This is a genomic window from Streptomyces sp. NPDC059874, from assembly GCF_042731135.1.
Lineage (GTDB): Bacteria > Actinomycetota > Actinomycetes > Streptomycetales > Streptomycetaceae > Streptomyces.
The window spans coordinates 1-18,135 of sequence record NZ_JBHWJY010000124.1; the positions used below are offsets into that span (position 1 = coordinate 1).

Consider the following 18,135-nt stretch of genomic DNA (forward strand, 5'->3'; position numbering starts at 1 on the left):
CAGCCCCCAAGGGGCGCGGCGGGCGGTCCGGCGGAAATCCGGGTGGCGGGCCTCAGCCCTGGCGGGCCAGGTCGGCCGCGCCGACGAGTCCGGCCTTGCCGCCGAGCTGCGCGGCCAGCACCTGGGCGTGCGGGCGCCACGCCCCGCCGACCAGCCAGCGCTTGAAGGACTTGCGGATCGGGTCGAGTACGAGGTCTCCCTCGTCGGAGACGCCGCCGCCGACGATGAACGCCGACGGGTCGAAGAGCGAGGCCAGGTCGGCCAGGCCCGCGCCGGCCCAGCGGGCCAGCTCGCGGAAGGAGTCGATGGCCACCAGGTCGCCCTGGCGGGCGGCCACGCTGATGTGCTTGCCCTCGATGCCCTCGGGGGTGCCGTCGCCGAGCGACAGGAGGATCGTCGCGTTCTCGGGGGTGGCGTTGGCGCGCTGCTTCGCGTACCGGACGAGCGCGCGCCCGGAGGCGTACTGCTCCCAGCAGCCCTGGCTGCCGCAGCCGCACAGCAGGCCGTCCGGGACGATCCGGATGTGGCCGAACTCGGCGGCGACGCCGAAGCGTCCGCGTCGCAGCTTGTTGCCGATGATGATGCCGCCGCCCAGGCCGGTGCCGAGCGTGATGCAGATGACGTCCTCGTGGCCCTGGCCGGCGCCGAAGCGGTACTCGCCCCAGGCCGCGCAGTTCGCGTCGTTCTCGACGACCACGGGGAGGCCGATGCGCTGCTCGACCTTGTCCTTGAGCGGTTCGTGACGCCAGTTGATGTTCGGCGCGAAGAGCACGGTGGCCCGCTTGTCGTCCACGTATCCGGCGGCGCCGATGCCCACGGCGTCGATGGTGTGGTTGCTGCTGACCTCGGAGACGGCGGCGCAGATGGCCTCCGTCACTCCGTCCGCGGTCGGCGGGGTGGGCACCTTGTACGTCTCAAGGATGGTGCCCTCTTCGTCGACCACGCCGGCCGCGATCTTCGTGCCGCCGATGTCGACGCCGATGGTGAGTCCCATTAGTCCCTCGGTTTCCGGTCAAACCCCGCCACGGCCAACGGTACCCGAGGGTGGAGCGGGTGCCCGGTTGGTTCAGTCGAGATCGATCCGCTCTCCGGGGCCCTCGTCGGGGCCTTCGTCGCGGGGGTCTCGGTCCTGGGGTGCCTTGCGGGGGGCCGGGGGCTCGTCGCGCGTCCAGCGGCGCTCGTGGCCCTCGACGGCGGAGCGGTAGGCGGCGAGCAGCTCGGAGCCGGCGGCCGCGAGGTGGTCGAAGACCTCCGGGTTGCGCTCCATGACGGGTTTGGCGGCGGTCTTGGCCTGGTCCACGAATTGGCGTACCGCGCCCTGGGCGGCGGCGCCGAAGAGCGGGTTGTTCAGGGTGGAGACCTTGTCGGCGACGGCCTCGAAGAGCTTGAACAGCTCCTCGGCAGCGGTGCCGGTCGTGGACCCGGCGCCCGGCCGGCCCTGTCCGCGCAGGCGCTCCTTCTCGGCGGCGAGGTCCTCGGCGCAGGCCTTGGCCCAGGCGTCGTCGTCGGTGGGGCGGTCGGTGGCCTCGCTCATGGCGGACTCTCCTGCGGCGGCTGCGGGGCGGCTGTGCTGGCTACCTTCGACGTTACCCGAACGGGCGTATCCGCTTCAGGGCGTACGGGGCCACAGCCCCGGGTCCGGCGTGAAGCGGACGCGGAGCACGCCGTCGGCGAGGGCCGCGCCGGAGACGGCGCAGCGGCGCAGGACGGAGGGCAGCGGAACGATCCTGCGGTAGGGGCCGGCGGTGAGGAGCAGCTCGTCGCCGCGGCGGATCAGGTCGAGCTCGCTCTTGCGGGCGCCGGGCAGCTCCACCGCCCAGACGAGTACCCCGTCCTCGGCGCGGCGGTCCTCGACGGCCCAGTCGGGGCGGGGTGCGGGCGGCGCGGGCACGAGCCCGTGCGCTTCGGCGAGGAGGGCCAGGTCCTGCGGGCCGCGCGGGTCCCGGCCGAGGTGGGCGAGGGGTATCACCGGGAGCTCGGCGGCCCACTCGGCGGCGTACTTCTCCTGCTGGGCGGCGAGCCCGGCGAGCCAGGGGTCGGCGGAGCCCTGCGGGAGGAGGCGGTTGGCGACGACGGCGGAGACGGGCAGCTGCTGGAGGGCGAGCCCGAGCCTGCCGATCCGCAGCGCGTCGGCGGCGGCCGGTCCCGGCTCGGCGACGAGCCGTACCTCGGTGGTGTCGGCCTCGACGACGGCCTGCACGGCCGCGAGCTCCTCGTCCCAGCGGGCGGCGGCCTCGTAGAGCCACTGCGCGGGCATGGGCACACCGGCCAGCTGGGCCAGTACGGGACGCAGCGCGCGGGCGGCCTGGCGCTCCGCGGGGAGCAGCCGGGCGAGGTAGCGGCGCAGCTGGGCGGGGAGGGCGAGAGTGGCGACGGCCTGGTGGAGCGGGGGCAGGTCGACGACGACGAGGTCGGTGTCGGGCGCGGTGGCCGCCCGACGGATGGCGCGGAGCAGGGCGAATTCCTCGGCGCCGGGCAGCTCGGTGAGCTCCTCGGCCGTGAGGGGCCGGGCCCCGACCATGCCGAGCACAACGGACCCGCGTTCCTGCAGGGCGACGAGCTCCCGGCGGAACTCCTGTCCGGAGTCGACCCGGGCCACGCGGAGCCGGTCGCCGTCCTCGGCGTGGGGGTCGTCGGTGAGCAGCAGCACCCGGCGGCCTTCGTGTGCCGCGGCGAGTGCGGTGGCCGCGGCCACGGTGCTCCGCCCGGCGCCGCCGGGGCCGGTGATCAGCAGGGTGTGCATTTCGCTCCGACTCGGTGGTGGTTCTCCCGCCGCCCGCCCGGTGCGGCTCAAAGATGCGGGGCTCCGCCCCGTACCCCGCTCCTCAAACGCCGGAGGGGCTGGATTTGGCCGGCGTCGGCTTGCAAGTGCGCGCAGCGCAACCTTCCGCCCAGGCCGGCTGGATTGCCCGGAGGGCAATTCCAGCCTCGCCGGCGTTTGAGGCGTGGGGGTCCCCCCGGACGGAGTCTGGGGGAGGGTCTGGGGCGGAGCCCCAGCAGCGGAGCCGGACCGGTTCGGGCGAAGCCCCAGGGGGCCGGGCACGCCCGAGTACCCGGGGAGCACCCCGGAGGGGCTCAGGTGGATTCGACGCGCTTCTTCAGGCCCGCCAGCGCCCGGTCGATGATGACCTTCTCCGCCTTGCGCTTGATCATGCCCAGCATCGGGATCTTGACGTCCACCGTCAGCTGGTACGTGACCTCCGTACGCTTGCCCCCGTCCACCGGCGCCAGCCGGTACGAGCCGTCCAGCTGCCGCAGCATCTGGGACTTGACGAGGGTCCAGCTGACTTCGTCCGCGCCGGTCCAGGTGTAGCCGAGGACGTGGTCGTCTTTGATCGCGCCCGCGTCGAGCAGCAGCCGCACCTGTGCCGCGCGGCCCTCGGCGTCGGTCGTCAGCACCTCGGCCTCCTTCACCTCGCCGGTCCACTCCGGGTAGCGCGCGAAGTCGGCGATCACGGCCATCACGTCGGCCGGGGAGGCGTCGATCGTGATGCTTGAGCTGGTGTGTTCCGCCATCGCGGTGGCTCCTCCGGAGAGTGTTCGAGGAAGTGTGCGGCCGCCGGCCGCCGCTCGAAGGCTACCGTGCGTGCGGTGGTCACCACTCCAGGGCCCATGGCCTTCCGGTGGCGGCGAAGTGCCCCACGTTCACGCACTCGGTGTTCCCGATCCGCATCCGCCTCGCCAGCGGCTGGTGCACGTGCCCGAAGAGGGCGTAGCGGGACCGGGTCCTGCGGATCGCGGCGAGCAGGGCCTCGCTGCCGCGTTCGAAGCGCCGTGCCACCGTGTCGTAGCAGAGCTCCGGCACCTCCGGCGGGATGTGCGAGCACAGTACGTCGACCTCGCCGAGCGCCTCCACCTTGGCCGCGTACTCGTCGACGTCCACCTCGTACGGGGTGGACATCGGCGAGGGCAGGCCGCCGCCGACGAAGCCGAAGACGCGGCCGCCGATCTCGGCCCGTTGCCCGTCGAGGACGGTGATGCCGGGGCGGCGGTCGGCGTACTCGGCCCACAGGCCCGGGACGTCGACGTTTCCGTAGGTGGCGTAGGTGGGGTCGGGGAACGCCGCGAACATCTCCGCGTACTGGCGGCGCACGGCGCCCTCGATCAGCCGGTCCCGGTCCAGCCCCTCCCACAGCTGCCGGCCGAAGGCGTGTGCCTCGGCGAATCGGCGGGCGGTGCGCAGTTCGACGATCCGGTCGGCGTTCTCGACGCCGAAGAGGTCGGGGAAGATCCCGCGCGAGTGGTCGGCGTAGTCGAGGAAGAGGACGAGGTCGCCGAGGCAGATCAGGGCGTCGGCGCCCTCCCCCGCCCTGGCGAGGGCTTCGGTGTTGCCGTGCACGTCGCTGACGACGTGGATCCGTGTGCGGCTTTTCCTGCCACGCGTGCTGCCACCCATGCGGCCACCCTAGGGGCGCGGGGTAACCGCGGGTAGAGGGACTGGTAGAGCCCACCGGACCTGCGGTTACTTCCGAGTCGCGAACCGGGTCGACTACTGTCGGCTTCTGAGGGCCGTGTCGTGTGACGCATGGAACATCTGGCCGGTTCCCTCTATCGGGAACCCACTACCGGTGGGTAACGTCCGGTCGGTCCACATGGTGGCGATGGCGCCCAGAGGAGCAGCAGTCTTGCGCGAGTTCAGCCTTCCGGCCCTGTACGAGGTCCCGTCGGACGGGAACCTGACGGATCTCATCCGCCGCAATGCCGCGCAGCATCCCGACACCGCCGTCATGAGCCGCAAGGTCGACGGCCGGTGGCAGGACGTGACCGCGACCGAGTTCCTGGCCGAGGTCCGGGCCACGGCCAAGGGCCTGATCGCGGCGGGCATCCGCCCCGGCGACCGGGTCGCCCTGATCTCCCGCACCCGCTACGAGTGGGTGCTGATCGACTTCGCGATCTGGACCGCGGGCGGTGTCACCGTCCCCGTCTACGAGACCAGCTCCCCCGAGCAGGTCCAGTGGATCCTCGGCGACTCCGGCGCCGTCGCCGTGATCGTGGAGAGCCCCGGACACAGTGCGGCCGTCGCCTCCCTGCGGGACCGGCTGCCGGAGCTGCGCGAGGTCTGGGAGATCGAGCAGGGCGCCGTCGAGGCTCTGAAGGCCGCGGGCAGCAAGATCACCGACGACGAGGTCGACGAGCGCAGCAGCACGGCGGTCGCCGACGACCCGGCCACCATCGTCTACACCTCGGGCACCACCGGCCGCCCCAAGGGCTGCGTGCTGACCCACCGCAACTTCTTCGCCGAGTGCGGCAACGTGGTGGAGCGGCTCAGCCCGCTCTTCCGCACCGGCGAGTGCTCGGTCCTGCTCTTCCTCCCGGCCGCGCACGTCTTCGGCCGCCTGGTGGAGGTGGCGGCCGTGCTGGCGCCGATCCGGCTGGGCTGCGTACCGGACATCAAGAACCTCACCGACGAGCTGCAGTCCTTCAAGCCCACGCTGATCCTCGGCGTGCCGCGCGTCTTCGAGAAGGTCTACAACTCGGCGCGCGCCAAGGCGCAGGCCGACGGCAAGGGCAAGATCTTCGACGCCGCCGCCGAGACCGCGATCGCGTACAGCCGCGCGCTGGACGCCCCGGGCGGCCCGTCCTTCGGCCTGAAGCTCAAGCACAAGCTCTTCACGAAGCTGGTCTACAGCAAGCTGCACACGGTCCTCGGCGGGCGCGGCGAGTACGCGATCTCCGGCGGGGCCCCGCTGGGCGAGCGCCTCGGGCACTTCTTCCGCGGCATCGGCTTCACGGTGCTGGAGGGCTACGGCCTGACCGAGTCCTGCGCGGCCACGGCCTTCAACCCGTGGGACAAGACGAAGATCGGTACGGTCGGCCAGCCGCTCCCGGGTTCCGTCGTGCGCATCGCGGACGACGGCGAGGTGCTGCTGCACGGCGAGCACATCTTCAAGGAGTACTGGAAGAACGAGACGGCCACCGCCGACGCGCTGACCGACGGCTGGTTCCACACCGGCGACGTCGGCACCCTCGACGAGGACGGCTACCTCGCGATCACCGGACGCAAGAAGGAACTCATCGTCACGGCCGGCGGCAAGAACGTCGCCCCCGCGGTCATCGAGGACCGGATCCGGGCGCACGCGCTGGTCGCGGAGTGCATGGTGGTCGGCGACGGGCGGCCGTTCGTGGCCGCGCTGGTCACCATCGACGAGGAGTTCCTCGGCCGCTGGGCCGCGGAGAACGGCAAGCCGGCCGGGGTGACGGCGGCGGAGCTGCGCGAGGACGCGGAGCTGATCGCCGCCGTCCAGAAGGCCGTGGACGACGGCAACGCGGCGGTATCCAAGGCGGAATCGGTGCGGAAATTCCGCATTCTGCCCTCCCAGTTCACGGAGGAGTCGGGTCACATCACGCCTTCGCTGAAGCTGAAGCGCAACGTGGTGGCGAAGGACTACGCGGACGAGATCGAGGCGCTGTACCGGGGCTGATCCCCCCGCTACCTGGGGTCCTCGGCGAGGATCCGGGCCATGTTCCGCTCTGCGAGGGCGGTGATGGTCACGAACGGATTCACGCCGAGCGACCCGGGGATCAGGGAGCTGTCGACCACGTACAGCCCCTGGTAGCCCTTCGCCCGCCCGTAGGCGTCGGTGGCCGCCCCGAGGACGCAGCCGCCGAGCGGGTGGTAGGTGAAGTTGTCGGCGAAGGCCTTGTTGTCGCCGAAGAGGTCGTAGCGGTACATCGTGAAGTTCTTCAGGTTGATGCGGTCGAAGAGGCACTTCGCGGCGTTGACCGAGGGCGTGTTCTGGTCCCGCCGCCAGTTGAGGCGGGCCGAGTCGGTGGCCGCGTCGTAGGTGAAGTGCCCGCGCTCCGGGTTCTTGGTGATGGCCAGGTACATCGAGATCCAGTGCTCCAGCCCCATGGGGAGCGGGGCGATCTCGGCGAACACCGGGTTCGAGGCGTTGTCCCAGTCGTCGATGCCCATGGCGGGCATGGTGGCCTGGTTGGCGCCGACCGTGTCCCAGAGGTGGTTGGCACGGGCCGTCATGACGTTGCCGTTGTGGCCCCAGCCGAGCCCGACCTTGTCGCTGAGCGCGGGCAGCGCGCCGGTTTCGCGGGCGCGCAGCAGGATCTCGGTGGTGCCGAGGCTGCCCGCGCCGAGGAAGAGCTGCTTGCAGCCGAGTTCGCGGACCTGTGTCACGCGGCCGGTGAGGTCGCTCGTCCGCACGGTGAGGACATACCCCCCGGCCGGGTCCTGACGTACGGCGACGACGCGCTGCAGGGTCTCGATGGTGACGTTGCCGGTGCCGAGGGCGGCGGCGAGATAGGTCTTGTCGACGCTCTTCTTGCCGTGGTTGTTGCCGTAGATGACCTCACCGGCCAGGGCGGACTTGGTGGCGGTGCCGGCCGCCTCGCGCTTCATGTACTCGAAGTCGTAGACGTTGGGGACGAAGACGGTCTTCAGGCCGGTGTTGTGGGCGTGCTTGCGGGAGATCCGGGCGAAGCGGTACCACTCCGTGGACTCGAACCAGGCGGGGTCGATGTCGTTGACGCCGAGCATGGCGCGGGCGCGCGGGAAGTACGTGCCGTACATCTCGTCGGCGTTGACCTGGGGCAACACCTCGGAGAAGTAGGCGCGGCGGGGCGTCGGTGCCATGCCTCCGTTGACGAGGGATCCTCCGCCCACTCCCCGCCCCACGTACACGGACATGTCGCCGTAATTCACGCGGTCGAGGACGCCGGGGTACGGGCTGATGTTGCGGTTCACCACGTCGAGCCAGAGGAACTGGGCGAGCGGGGCCTCGGTGCGGTTGCGGAACCACATGGAGCGGTGGTCGGGCGCGGAGGTGGAGGGGAAGACCTTGCCGTCGGGCCCGGGGGTGTCCCAGAGCCGGCCCATTTCGAGGACGACGGTACGCACGCCGGCCTGGCCGAGGCGGAGCGCGGCGACGGCCGATCCGTAGCCGGAGCCGACGACGATGGCGGGCGCGTACTGGGCGGCGGCGGGTTCCGCGGCGGCGGCGGAATGCAGCCCGATGCGGGTGAAGCCGAGGGCTGCGGCCGTCTGGAGGGCGCCGAGCCCCAGGAGGTGACGGCGCGTCAGGTGTGGTGTCATGGCCGCATCATGGGCGGAATCCAGCCCTCCAGCTAGACGCCGTCTTGACAGGCATCTGAGAGACAGTCAGATGTGGCGCGACCCGCGGCGGGGCGGTGGCTCGGCTCGGGCACACCGACGCCGACGGGGCCGGATGGTGCGGCGGTGGCCCCGCCCATGCCCCTGGGGCTCCGCCCCAGACCCCGCTCCTCAAACGCCGGAGGGGCTGGATTTCGGCCCCTGCCGTCCGGCAGGTGCGGCTGGATTGCCCGGAGGGCAATGTCAGCCCCTCCGGCGTTTGAGGCGCGGGGTACGGGGGCTGGCCCCCGGCAGCGGCGCCGCAGCCGGCGGACGACAGGAACCGAATCCAGCCCCGGCAGCGGCGTGGCGGGCAGCCGGCTACAGCAGCGCGCGCAGGCGGTCCGCCAGGAGGTCCCAGCGCCACTTCTCCTCGACCCAGGCTCGACCCGCGGCGCCCATCCGCGCACGCAGGGCCGGGTCCCGCAGGAGGGTGACGATGCGGTCCGCCGCGTCCTCGGGGGCTCCGCCCCGGACCACCCAGCCCGTCTCGCCGTCGAGCACCGCGTCCGGCGCCCCGCCGGAGTCGCCCGCGACCACCGGCAGACCCGTCGCCGAGGCCTCCAGGTAGACGATGCCGAGCCCCTCCACGTCCAGCCCGCCCCGCCGGGTCCGGCACGGCATCGCGAAGACGTCGCCCGCCCCGTAGTGGGCGGGGAGTTCGGACCACGGGACCGCTCCCGTGAAGACCACCGACGAGGACACCCCCGCGGAGGCGGCCAGCGCCCGCAGGTCGGACTCGTACGGCCCGCCGCCCACGATCAGCAGCACCGCGTCCGGCACCGCCGCCAGGATCCTCGGCATGGCCTCGATCAGCGTGTCCTGGCCCTTCCTGGGCACCAGCCGCGAGACGCAGACCACCACCGGGCGGTCGGTCAGCCCCAGCCGGGCCCGGACCTCGGCGCCGCCCGACTCGGGGTGGAAGGTCTTCTCGTCCACCCCCGGCGGGAGTTGCACCATCCGCGCCGCCGCCCGCTCCGTCACCGCCGAGGCGATCCGCGAACGCGTGTACTCCCCCAGGTAGGTCAGCGTGTCCGTGCCCTCGCCGATCCGCCGCAGCAACTGCCGCGCGGCCGGCAGCTGCGCCCAGCCCGCCTCGTGCCCGTGGGTGGTCGCCACCAGACGGCGTGCGCCCGCCCGCCGCAGCGCCGGGCCCATCAGCCCGAGCGGCGCGGCCGCCCCGAACCACACGGACTCGCAGCCGTGTTCGCGCAGCAGACCCACCGCCCGCCGCGTCACGCGCGGGGTCGGCAGGAGCATCGTCGTACGGTCGCGCACGACCTGGAACGGCTGCTCCGCGTCGAAGGCCGCGGTGGCCTCGCGGCCCTCCGCACCGTGCTTCCACGTGGAGGCGTAGACGACGACCCGGTCGGGATCCAGCCGTAGCGCCATGTTGTGGAGGAAGGCCTGGATGCCGCCCGGTCGCGGCGGGAAGTCGTTGGTCACGATCAGCGTCTTGTGCATCGCCTGCCGACAGTACCGCTCCTAGCGATGTTGACCACTATTGGCCCCCTCGCTGTATACCGGGCCGGCCGGTCGTCTCCCCGAACGGTCTTGGGGGACTGGGAACAGCACGGGCTGGTCGCTTCGGTCCCGGCAGGTCTTGGCGCCCCGGTGGGGCGTGCCTGCGGTCCTTGGCGGGCTCGTGGTCCCGTGTGCCCTGAGGCGGGCGACGGTCTGGCCGGTAGCTCTCCGCGACACGATCCTCTGGTCGTGTGCGGTCACACCTGGCCGACGCCGTAGCCCGTACCCGAGGGCACGTCTACCGATCGCCACAGCAGCCGCATGGTGGCCGGTGACGAGCGCGGTCTTCGATTGCTCGGTGGGGATTCCCGCGACAGTGCGGCGGAATGTCTTGCCGCGTTTGCCCCGACCCATGGTCTCGCGGCCGATGACACGGGCATCGTCGAAGCCGAGGTTCTCGATCGCCAGACCGGCGCAACCGTTCGCCTTGGCGAGGCGGATCAGTGCGGCAATCGCGGCCCGCAGCCGCCCATCGCGCTTCGATGCGGGCCCTGTCAGGTCGGTGGGCACAGTGACCGGCACACCCACTGGGTTGCCGTGCGCGTCTACGACACAGGCGGCAAGGTGGCCGGCGTTGAGGTCCACAGCCAGCAGCCGGACCCCTGCAGCAGCCAGCTCGACGGGGGTGGGCAGCACGGTCTTCGGTGTGGCCCAGGAGGCGTCGAGGTACCAGCGGCCGCGTTCGGGATCGCACACGATGTCGTAGCGCACCGCTTGGTTGGCCGTGATCCGGTCCAGCCACTCCTCGCGCCGATGATTGAAGCAGACCGTGCAGGCCATCCGGTAGCGGCCACGGGGTGCATTCGCCAGGTACCGCAACGGACCAGGCAGGACGATCGTGACGGTGCCATGGGACGGGTCCACGCTGATCGTGTAATTCCCGAACGGCGCTCCCGACTCACCCTCGGCCGTCAGAAACATGCGCTGCGCATCCCACTGCTGCCGCCACTCGGCCTCGGTGAGACCGACATCAGCGAGGTTGTGGCGCACCTTGGCCAGACGGCGGCCACCCACGACGACCGCCGGACGACCGGCCGCGATACGCCGCTCCACCTCGGCCAGGCGCGACGTCAGCACTCGCACACGGCACTGCTTCTGCGTACGCTCGGCCGCGCTCGGATAACCGCGGACCCCCGCCCACACGCCGACCGCACGGAACCGCCAAACGCTTGCCGATCTTCGAGATGGCCCGGCGCAGGCCGGCCCTTTCGTCGAACAGGCAGCGCAGGCTGAGCTGGTACTGGTCCTCCGACGCACGGGTGAGGGCACCCGCCCACCTCGATCACGACACCTTCGTCAGCGCGCGTTTGCGTTCCGTCCGTCGATTTTCCTTCACCGCCACTCTTCCGATCCGCACCCGCTCAGCCAGATCGGCACGCGCGTGTCGGCCGAGATGCCCGCCCACCACCCGCAAGACCTCTTCATCCCTGGTGGACAGGCGCAACCGGTCCCGGATACGCGCACCCCCCGGCGCCGCCACGGTGAAGGGAGCAGCCGGCGTGCGCGGCTCACGCTTCCGCCTGCCCTCACCACGCGCCATCAGCCCCCCTTCCCCAACCCACACAGCAGCTCTGACGGCCCCCACCCACAGTGGCATCCTCGCCAAGACCGCGTGCTGGTGAAGCCCCCCTCGTTCACCCACGCGAGGTACCTGATGGCCGACCCTGGCCAACAATCAACAGTGGGAGCCCTGACCCGCTCAGCCCAGCTCGCCGCGCAGGGACTCCTGCCAGGCCCGCGTGAGGGTGTCCAGGTCCGTTCCCAGGGCCTGGGCCAGTGCGTTCGGCAGTGGCTCCCGGCCCGCCGCCTCGTACAGCGCCACCAGTCCGGCCTCGCCCCATTTCTCCGCGATCAGCCGGCAGGCCAGCCACGCGCCCTCGTACGCCCGCGCCGCCGCCTCCGGGTCGCCGCCGAAGGCGAAGGCCTCCGTCGTCGGCAGCGCGGCCGGCAGCTCGCCCCTCCGCACGGCCCGGGCCAGTGTCGGGGCGCCCTGCGCGGGGGTGGTGGAGGTTTTGCGGTACGCCGCCCAGTCCGCGAAGCCCTCGGAGAGCCACAGCGGGGTGCGGGCGGAGGTCGCGGCGCGGGTGGCCACGTGGGTGACCTCGTGGGTCAGGACGATCCGCCGGCCCTGCTCGCTCAGCTCCGGGTACGCCTGCGGGTTGACCACGACCCGGTCGGCGGGGGCCGGTCCGGCGCCGATCTGCCCGGTGGTGACGGCGCCCAGCCCCCGGTAGGTGTCGGCCGGGCGGCCCAGCAGCTCGGCCATCCGCTCCAGGGACGCGGGTACGAGGACCACGACCCGCCCCGCCCACTCCCGCGGCCAGGCGGAGCTCACGGCCGGTACGGCCCGGTCGGCCTCGGCGGCGATCCCGGAAAGGGTCCGCGGGGACTGCCCTTCGCCGCCCAGTACCAGGGAGCGCGCTCCCCGGGTCACCGTCACCGCGCCCTGGTCCCACAGCTGCGGCAGGGCGCCGGGGGCGGGCCGGTCGGCGGTGACCCGCCACCGCCCGCCTTCCTCGGCCAGCGCGAGCTCCCGCGCCGAGCCGGCCGGAGCCGTGTCGTAACCGGCGAGCCGGTAGCGCAGTTCGGCCCGGGCGGTGGCGGCCCGGGCGCTCGCCCGGCGGACCGAGGTGACCTCGTACGACCAGCCCTCCAGCGGGATCCCCGCGAGCCGCTCGGGCGGCGTCCTCGACCAGCCGGCGACGGCCTGCCGGACGTCCCGCTCGGCGGTGTCCCGGGGGGCGGCGGGCGCACCGCACGCGGTCAGCAGCGCGCACAACAGGAGCGGCAGGAGCGGCAGGAGCGGCAGGACACGAAGGACGGGGCGACCGCGGGGCATCCGCCGATCGTACGTGCGCGCCCCGCGCGATCAGGGGCGGGTCACCGACGACACCGGCATCATCCCGACCGGGTCGTAGCGCACCCGGGCTCCCGGGTACGGGGCGTGCACCACCTGGCCGTTGCCCACGTACATGCCGACGTGGCTGGCGTCGGAGCGGTACGTGACCAGGTCCCCGGGGCGGGCCTGCGACAGCGGCACCTGGCGGCCGGCGTACCGCTGGGCCTGCGAGGTGCGCGGCAGGGCGACGCCGGCCTGCCGGTACGACCAGACCATCAGGCCGGAGCAGTCGAAGCCGGTGGGGCCGGTGGAGCCCCATACGTAGGGGCGGCCGACCGCCGAGCGGGCGGCCATCACCGCGGCGGCGGCGCGGCCGGAGGAGGGTCCGAGGGCGGGCAGCTCGGGCAGCGCGTCCTGGCGGCCGCCGGAGCGCGAGGCGCGCTCGTAGTCGGCCCGTTCCTCGCTCGGCATGGCGTTGAGGAGCCGCCGGGCGGCGGCGAGCTTGGCGGTGACGGACCTCTTGTGGGTGGCCACGTCGGCGCGCAGGGCTTCGAGTTCGGCGAGCTTGCGCGAGGCTTCCTGGCGCTCCTGGCCGAGCCGGCGCTGCTCCTCGCGGAGTTCGTCGAGCTGCCGGGCCTGGCGTCCGGTCAGTCGGTCCAGGGCCGCCGCGTGTTCGAGGTAGGCGTCGGGGTCCTCGGCGAGCATCAGGGCGAGGGAGGGGTCGATGCCGCCGCTGCGGTACTGGGCTCCGGCGAAGGTGCCGAGGATGCCGCGCATGGTGTTGACGCGTTCCTGACCGCGGGCCACCGCGTCCTGGGCCCGGCCGATCTCGGCGCGGAGCCGGTCCGCCTTCTCCCCCGCCTCGTTGAAGCGTTCGGTGGCCTGCTCGGCCTCCTCGAAGAGCCGGTCGACCTGGGCGCGGGCGCCCGACCTCCCCCCTCCGACCGGGTCGTGCGGGAGGCCCGGGGTCGCGCCCGCGGGTGCGCCGGTCATGACGACGGCGGCCCCCGCCGCGGCGGCGGTGAGGACGGTGACCTTCGTGTTCCGGTCGAGGGCACTGGGCCCGGTCCGGCGATGGGACGCCACGTGAAACCGCTCCCTTCCGCTGCGCGGGTCCCGGGTCCGCCCTCCGTGGGCGGCCGTGTGCCGGGTTCCGCGCTGGCAGACAGTAGCCGCGCCACCGGGCACCGGCCAACGACCGTCGGAGGGCACGCACAGTGACGCCCCGCCGGAGACGCAGGTCACCGGCGGGGCGTGTGGTCAGAGCGCGTACTGGTAATTCCCCCGGATGGGCGGTGTACGGCGCGCCCTGTGACGGAGGAGGTTCCAGAGGTTTCGGAGGTTCAGCTGACGCGGACGCCGAACATGAACGGCATGTTGTCCAGGGATTCGTACTTGACGCCGCCGCGCGGGTTGGAGGCGTGCAGCGTCATGTTGTTGCCCGCGTACAGGCCCACGTGGTGCAGGTCGCTGTAGAAGAAGACGAGGTCACCGGGCTGGAGCTGGCTGCGGCTGATGCGCGTGCCGTCGTTGGCCTGGGTGTAGGTGGTGCGCGTGATGCTGACACCGGCCTGCTTGTACGCCCACTGGGTGAGGCCCGAGCAGTCGAAGGCGCTGGGGCCCTCGGCGCCGGATATGTACGCGCTGCCGAGCTTGGTCTTGGCCGCGTTGAGCGCGGCGCCGGCGCGGCCGGAGGCGCTGACGTTCCCGAGGTCGACGCGGCTGCCGTCGGCGCGGCTGGCGCGGGACTCCTCGTCCTTGAGCGCGGCACGCTCCTGCGCGGTCAGGGTGTTGAGCAGGGCCTGCGCCTCGGCGAGCTTCTCCTGCGAGACCTTCTTCTTCTCGCCGAGCTCCTTGCGGGTGGCGTCGAGGTCGGCGAGCTTGCTCGCGGCCTCCTGGCGCTGCTGCGCGAGGGTGCGCTGCTTGCCCTGGATCCGCTGGACCGCCTCGACCTGCTTGCCGCTCAGGTGGTCGAGGGAGGAGGCCTTGTCGAGGTAGCTGTCGGGGTCCTCGGAGAGGAGGAGCTGGAGGGAGGGGTCGATGCCGCCACTGCGGTACTGGGCACTGGCCATCGAACCGAGCGTGCTGCGCAGCTCGTTGATCTCACCCTGGCCGCGCGCGACCTGGTCCTGGAGCTGCCCGATCTCCTTTTCGAGCTTCTCCTGGCGTTCCTTGGCCCCGTTGAACTTCTCGGTGGCCTGCTCCGCCTCTTCGTAGAGCTTGTCGACCTGGGACTTGACCTCGTCCTTGCTCGGCTTCGCCGGGGCGGCGGAGGCGCCCTGGGAGGAGAGCACCACGGCCGCGGCCGCTGTCGCGGTCAGTACGGTCACGCGAGCGCGGTTCGGCTGCTTGGGTCGACGGTGGGACGCCACGAAGGCGAGCTCCTTCTTCCTAGAGCCGCCGAAGAACGCAAGCTCGGCAGCACCTCCGCCGCCACCCCGAATGAGTGATCTACCGCACGAAGGTTTGAGCAGACCTTAGTGACCTCGCTGTGATCAGTTCAAATCCCGACGGGAAAAAACTTGCTGTCCGACCAGCTTCTTTACCTACAGCCCACGCTCCGTACAACGCACTTGACCGTACGTTCCCTGAAGCCCCTACCAATTCCGGCATTAAGGCCAGGAGTTACGAAACGCGCGAAAGCCGCTTCAGCAGCAAGGCGGACGTCACCGGTCGCGCGCCGGCCTTGGCCACGCCGTCGGCGACTTCCCGGTCGGTGGAGACCACGACGACCGGACGGCCGGGCGGCTCCGCGCGCACCAGCTGGCGGATCAGCTCGTCCGCCGTCACCCCGGCCTTGGAGAACAGCACCCGCACTCCGCGCGGCGGCGCGAGCAGCACCGGGGCCGCCAGCTCGGCCCCGTCGAAGACACAGGTCATCTCGGCGCCCGTCTGCGCGGCGAGCATCGACAGCCCGCCCAGCAGCCGCAGCCGCTGCTTCTCCAGCGGCATCGTCGGATAGCCGGTCTTCGTCACGTTGTAGCCGTCGACCACCAGATGGGCCTGCGGCAACGCCAACAGCTGGTCCAGGAGCGCCGGATCGGTCTCCGACAGGGCGCGAGCCGCGATGTCCTTCGGCGTCATCCGGCCCGGCTCCACCGCGTCGACGGTGTCCGCCGGGCGGGTGTTCACCGGCGGCAGCGCCAGCTCGCGGCGCAGCCCCTGGGCGGCGTCCAGCACGGTGTCCAGCAGCAGCCTCAGCCGCATGTCCTCGATGCTGCGCCCCTCGCGGGTGGCCCGGCGCGAGGTCTCCAGCGCGGTCTCCACCTCCGTGAGGCGGGACTTGAGCCGCCGGCTCTCGCTCTCGGCGGTGGCCACCCGGGCGGCCGCGTCCCCGCGGACGCCCTCGATCTCGGCGTTCGCCTTGCGCAGGGCCGCCTCGCCGCGCTTGACGTCGCTGAGCGCGCTGCGCAGCTTGCGCTGAAGCGATTCGGCTTCCTTGCGGGCGGCCTCCAGCTCGGCCCGTACCTGCTCACCGCCGGTGCGCTGCAGTTCCCGTACGTGGGCCAGCTCCTCGCGCAGCCGGTCCAGCTCGCGCCGGGTCTCCTCGCCCACCCGCTCGGCATCGGCACGCTGCGCCTCCTCGCCCGCGGCGGCGACCAGCTTGACCCAGCCGACCGGCCGCAACACGTACGCGGCGGCCGCCACGTCCAGCGGATCGGCGGCGGCGGGCGGCGCGCCGGACTCCAGCGCCGCGGCCAGGTCGGACTGCGCCTCGCGGAGCTTCTCGGCGACCCGGCTGCGGAAGACGCCGTCGGTCTCGACGGCCGCGGCCATGGCGTTGCCGGCGAACTTCGCCCGGCGGGTCGGGGTGAAACGGGCGTACTGGCGCAGCTGCGCCGGGAGGTCCGCGACCGTCAGTCCGCCGAAGGCGTCCGAGACGAGCGCGACGACCCGACGCCGCACGCCTTCCGGCAGCGGGCGGTCGAGCACCTCGGCGGCGTCGCCGGCCGCGTCGGCCGGCTCAGCGCCGCTTGCTGGCTCCACAATCCGTCACCCCTACCGTGATCTACCTGTGGGCGGGGCTCCGTCAGGAGTCCGCGCCCGGCCTGTCCACGAGCTCGATCTGGTCCACCGCGTTGCACCAGCGGCAGCGGACCGATTCGATGGTCTCATTGACCACCTCGCGCTCCTCGACCTTGGGCTCCCCGGCGAGGTCCAGGTGGACGTACTCCACGACCTTCGACGAACGGGTGACGTCGAAACGCGTGAGGTTGCCGCACAGGGTGCAGCGCCACCGGGTGGTGTCGGTCGGCAGGGGAACCGTCATCAGGCCGCTCGCTCCTTCGTAGCTTCGTAGCTCATTCAATTAAAGCCGCCCACGATGGTCTCGTCGGACCGCAGCTCGTAACCCTACGGCCTGCCACCGCTTCAGGTGGGGCCGGTTGCGTCATGCTCTGTCACATGATCGTAAGGTGGCGGGCCCTTCGCGAGGCTGCCCGGGGACCGGTGGTCACCCATGCGCTGATCGCGGGATGCGCTCTGGTGTTCGTCCTCGGCCCGGCCTCCGGGCTGAACCCGGTCTACGGCACGGGCGACGAGCTGCTGACCGCCGGAACGGCGTACTTCCGGCGCTGGGGGGTGATCCCGGACGAGCTGTTCACGGGCCGCCCGCGCGCCTGGCTGACGCCGCTGACCGCGCTCTTCGTCCACGGCAGCTGGCTGCACCTGCTCGGGAACATGCTCTTCCTCTACGTCTTCGGCGCGATGGCGGAGGAGCGGATGGGCCGCCCGGCCTTCCTCGTCTTCTACGTCTGTACGGGTTACCTGGCGCTGGCGGCGTACGCGGCGGCCAACGCGGGCTCGGACCAGACCCTGGTCGGCGCGTCCGGAGCGATCTCGGCGGTCCTGGGGGCCTTCCTGTGCCTGCTGCCGAGCGCGCGGGTGACGAGCCTGTTCCCGTTCCTCTTCTTCCTGCCGCTGCGCTTCCCGGCATGGATCGTGCTGCTCTTCTGGTTCGCCCTCCAGGGGGTGGCCGCGCACCGGGCGGAAAGCGGGCCGGGGGTGGCGTATCTGGCCCACCTGGTGGGCTTCTCCCTCGGCTTCCTCTACGCATGGGCCCGGTATCGGCGTACGACTAGAGTGAGGCGACCAGCGACGGCCACCGAGGGAGACAGCCAGCCGTGATCACCGCGATCGTGCTCATCAAGACCAGCGTGGACCGCATCCCCGAGATCGCCGAGTCCATCGCCGCGCTGGACAGCGTCAGCGAGGTCTACTCCGTCACCGGTACGTACGACCTGATCGCGCTGGTCCGCGTGGCCCGCCACGAGAACCTGGCGGACATCATCCCGGGCCGCATCAGCAAGATCCCGGGCGTCGAGGCCACGGACACGCACGTGGCGTTCCGTACGTACTCGCAGCACGACCTGGAGGCGGCGTTCGCGATCGGCCTCGACGCTTAGCGCTACCCGGGGAGGCCGGGTCGCCTCAATCGCCGGCGGGGCTGGGATGGTCCCCCCGGGCGGGGTCTCGGCCCTCGGGGGGCTCGGCCCGGCTGGTGGGGCTCCGCCCCACACCCCGCGCCTCAAACGCCGGCGAGGCTGGGTTGGTCCCCCCGAGCGGGGTCTTGGCCTGTCGGGTTGGTCCGCGGTGTCCCTCCGGGGCGTCTCCTCGTCCTCGCGCACTGAGGGTCATCCCGGCTGCTGAGCCATGGTTGCGCGCTCGT

At 72.2% G+C, this 18,135-nt stretch carries 17 protein-coding genes; 3 read left to right on the forward strand and 14 right to left on the reverse strand.

Annotated features, from left to right (window positions below):
- Positions 1-52: 52 nt before the first annotated feature.
- The 5 genes from ACFV9H_RS38895 to ACFV9H_RS38915 form a co-directional block, all read right to left on the reverse strand.
- Positions 53-994, reverse strand: a complete 942-nt coding sequence (locus ACFV9H_RS38895) for an ROK family glucokinase (protein WP_385408277.1) — start codon at positions 992-994, stop codon at positions 53-55.
- A 72-nt stretch (positions 995-1,066) separates the two neighbouring features.
- Positions 1,067-1,534 carry a DUF5304 domain-containing protein gene (locus tag ACFV9H_RS38900; RefSeq protein WP_385408278.1) on the reverse strand — a complete coding sequence of 156 codons (468 nt, stop codon included), beginning with the start codon at positions 1,532-1,534 and terminating at the stop codon, positions 1,067-1,069.
- Between the two features lie 75 nt (positions 1,535-1,609).
- Complete coding sequence (locus ACFV9H_RS38905) at positions 1,610-2,743, reverse strand: ArsA family ATPase (RefSeq protein WP_385408280.1); 1,134 nt, start codon at positions 2,741-2,743, stop codon at positions 1,610-1,612.
- A gap of 332 nt (positions 2,744-3,075) precedes the next feature.
- Positions 3,076-3,516: an SRPBCC family protein gene (locus tag ACFV9H_RS38910; RefSeq protein WP_385408282.1), complete on the reverse strand. Its 441-nt coding sequence runs from the start codon at positions 3,514-3,516 to the stop codon at positions 3,076-3,078.
- A gap of 79 nt (positions 3,517-3,595) precedes the next feature.
- A complete protein-coding gene (locus tag ACFV9H_RS38915; RefSeq protein WP_385408284.1) occupies positions 3,596-4,396 on the reverse strand; it encodes a metallophosphoesterase in 801 nt (266 codons plus the stop codon).
- A 229-nt stretch (positions 4,397-4,625) separates the two neighbouring features.
- On the opposite strand from ACFV9H_RS38915, the gene ACFV9H_RS38920 reads away from it, so the two are divergent.
- On the forward strand, positions 4,626-6,422 hold the full coding sequence (locus ACFV9H_RS38920) for an AMP-dependent synthetase/ligase (RefSeq protein ID WP_385408286.1): 1,797 nt from the start codon (positions 4,626-4,628) through the stop codon (positions 6,420-6,422).
- An 8-nt stretch (positions 6,423-6,430) separates the two neighbouring features.
- On the opposite strand, the gene ACFV9H_RS38925 is transcribed toward ACFV9H_RS38920, so the two are convergent.
- The 9 genes from ACFV9H_RS38925 to ACFV9H_RS38965 all read right to left on the reverse strand — a co-directional run bounded on the left by ACFV9H_RS38925 (position 6,431) and on the right by ACFV9H_RS38965 (position 16,737).
- On the reverse strand, positions 6,431-8,047 hold the full coding sequence (locus tag ACFV9H_RS38925) for a GMC oxidoreductase (RefSeq protein ID WP_385408288.1): 1,617 nt from the start codon (positions 8,045-8,047) through the stop codon (positions 6,431-6,433).
- A 378-nt stretch (positions 8,048-8,425) separates the two neighbouring features.
- Complete coding sequence (locus ACFV9H_RS38930) at positions 8,426-9,568, reverse strand: glycosyltransferase family 4 protein (RefSeq protein WP_385408290.1); 1,143 nt, start codon at positions 9,566-9,568, stop codon at positions 8,426-8,428.
- Positions 9,569-9,589: 21 nt separating this feature from the next.
- Positions 9,590-10,711 carry a hypothetical protein gene (locus ACFV9H_RS38935; protein ID WP_385408292.1) on the reverse strand — a complete coding sequence of 374 codons (1,122 nt, stop codon included), beginning with the start codon at positions 10,709-10,711 and terminating at the stop codon, positions 9,590-9,592.
- A gap of 199 nt (positions 10,712-10,910) precedes the next feature.
- Complete coding sequence (locus tag ACFV9H_RS38940) at positions 10,911-11,168, reverse strand: hypothetical protein (protein ID WP_385408294.1); 258 nt, start codon at positions 11,166-11,168, stop codon at positions 10,911-10,913.
- A 159-nt stretch (positions 11,169-11,327) separates the two neighbouring features.
- Positions 11,328-12,467: a hypothetical protein gene (locus ACFV9H_RS38945; protein ID WP_385408296.1), complete on the reverse strand. Its 1,140-nt coding sequence runs from the start codon at positions 12,465-12,467 to the stop codon at positions 11,328-11,330.
- A 30-nt stretch (positions 12,468-12,497) separates the two neighbouring features.
- A complete protein-coding gene (locus ACFV9H_RS38950; protein ID WP_385408297.1) occupies positions 12,498-13,553 on the reverse strand; it encodes an NlpC/P60 family protein in 1,056 nt (351 codons plus the stop codon).
- Positions 13,554-13,810: 257 nt separating this feature from the next.
- Positions 13,811-14,839: an NlpC/P60 family protein gene (locus tag ACFV9H_RS38955; protein ID WP_385408299.1), complete on the reverse strand. Its 1,029-nt coding sequence runs from the start codon at positions 14,837-14,839 to the stop codon at positions 13,811-13,813.
- Positions 14,840-15,092: 253 nt separating this feature from the next.
- Positions 15,093-16,457: an NYN domain-containing protein gene (locus ACFV9H_RS38960; protein ID WP_385408303.1), complete on the reverse strand. Its 1,365-nt coding sequence runs from the start codon at positions 16,455-16,457 to the stop codon at positions 15,093-15,095.
- A 40-nt stretch (positions 16,458-16,497) separates the two neighbouring features.
- On the reverse strand, positions 16,498-16,737 hold the full coding sequence (locus tag ACFV9H_RS38965) for a hypothetical protein (protein WP_008738811.1): 240 nt from the start codon (positions 16,735-16,737) through the stop codon (positions 16,498-16,500).
- A gap of 134 nt (positions 16,738-16,871) precedes the next feature.
- Here ACFV9H_RS38965 and ACFV9H_RS38970 point away from each other — a divergent pair, with 134 nt between their 5' ends.
- Together ACFV9H_RS38970 and ACFV9H_RS38975 are read left to right on the forward strand one after the other, a co-directional pair.
- A complete protein-coding gene (locus tag ACFV9H_RS38970) occupies positions 16,872-17,594 on the forward strand; it encodes a rhomboid family intramembrane serine protease (RefSeq protein ID WP_385408301.1) in 723 nt (240 codons plus the stop codon).
- Complete coding sequence (locus ACFV9H_RS38975) at positions 17,591-17,872, forward strand: Lrp/AsnC family transcriptional regulator (protein WP_008738815.1); 282 nt, start codon at positions 17,591-17,593, stop codon at positions 17,870-17,872. Before ACFV9H_RS38970 ends, ACFV9H_RS38975 begins: the two co-directional genes overlap by 4 nt.
- Positions 17,873-18,135 lie beyond the last annotated feature (263 nt).

Coding starts and splice junctions, on each gene's coding strand:
- ACFV9H_RS38895 (WP_385408277.1), bottom strand. CDS start 994: ATGGGACTCACCATCGGCGTCGACATCGGCGGCACGAAGATCGCGGCC.
- ACFV9H_RS38900 (WP_385408278.1), bottom strand. CDS start 1,534: ATGAGCGAGGCCACCGACCGCCCCACCGACGACGACGCCTGGGCCAAG.
- ACFV9H_RS38905 (WP_385408280.1), bottom strand. CDS start 2,743: ATGCACACCCTGCTGATCACCGGCCCCGGCGGCGCCGGGCGGAGCACC.
- ACFV9H_RS38910 (WP_385408282.1), bottom strand. CDS start 3,516: ATGGCGGAACACACCAGCTCAAGCATCACGATCGACGCCTCCCCGGCC.
- ACFV9H_RS38915 (WP_385408284.1), bottom strand. CDS start 4,396: ATGGGTGGCAGCACGCGTGGCAGGAAAAGCCGCACACGGATCCACGTC.
- ACFV9H_RS38925 (WP_385408288.1), bottom strand. CDS start 8,047: ATGACACCACACCTGACGCGCCGTCACCTCCTGGGGCTCGGCGCCCTC.
- ACFV9H_RS38930 (WP_385408290.1), bottom strand. CDS start 9,568: ATGCACAAGACGCTGATCGTGACCAACGACTTCCCGCCGCGACCGGGC.
- ACFV9H_RS38940 (WP_385408294.1), bottom strand. CDS start 11,168: ATGGCGCGTGGTGAGGGCAGGCGGAAGCGTGAGCCGCGCACGCCGGCT.
- ACFV9H_RS38945 (WP_385408296.1), bottom strand. CDS start 12,467: ATGCCCCGCGGTCGCCCCGTCCTTCGTGTCCTGCCGCTCCTGCCGCTC.
- ACFV9H_RS38965 (WP_008738811.1), bottom strand. CDS start 16,737: ATGACGGTTCCCCTGCCGACCGACACCACCCGGTGGCGCTGCACCCTG.
- ACFV9H_RS38970 (WP_385408301.1), top strand. CDS start 16,872: ATGATCGTAAGGTGGCGGGCCCTTCGCGAGGCTGCCCGGGGACCGGTG.